This is a genomic window from Mesorhizobium sp. BHbdii (genome assembly GCF_053848045.1).
Map to the genome: position 1 here is coordinate 1 of NZ_JBSPKX010000333.1, position 394 is coordinate 394.

The 394-nt window shown below is 64.5% G+C and carries 1 protein-coding gene; it reads right to left on the minus strand.

The window, feature by feature from the left end; all coding sequences use genetic code 11:
• The coding region (locus ACWTU8_RS33305) for a dioxygenase family protein (RefSeq protein ID WP_455851440.1) at positions 1–394 on the minus strand (394 nt) is incomplete at both ends.

Consider the following 394-nt stretch of genomic DNA (forward strand, 5'->3'; position numbering starts at 1 on the left):
TGGAAATACATCTGCGTGATCAGCCGCTGCGCGAAGCCATGGCCGAAAACCGAGAAATGGATGTGCGCCGGACGCCAGTCATTGGGACCGTTGGGCCACGGGTAAGGCCCGGGCTTGACGGTGCGGAAGGCATAGCCGCCATCCTCGCCTGTGATGGCGCGGCCGCAGCCGCCGAAATTCGGATCGAGCGGCGCCAGATAGCCGTCCTTCTTGTGGCGGTAGCGGCCACCGGCATTGGCCTGCCAGAATTCGATGAGCACGCCGGGAACGCCAACGCCGCGTTCGTCGAGCACACGCCCATGGACGATGATGCGCTCGCCGATGGCGCTCTCGCCGGGCCTGGCGAAATTATGGATCAGGTCGTTGTCGAGTTCACCCAGGATGGCGTGGCCGA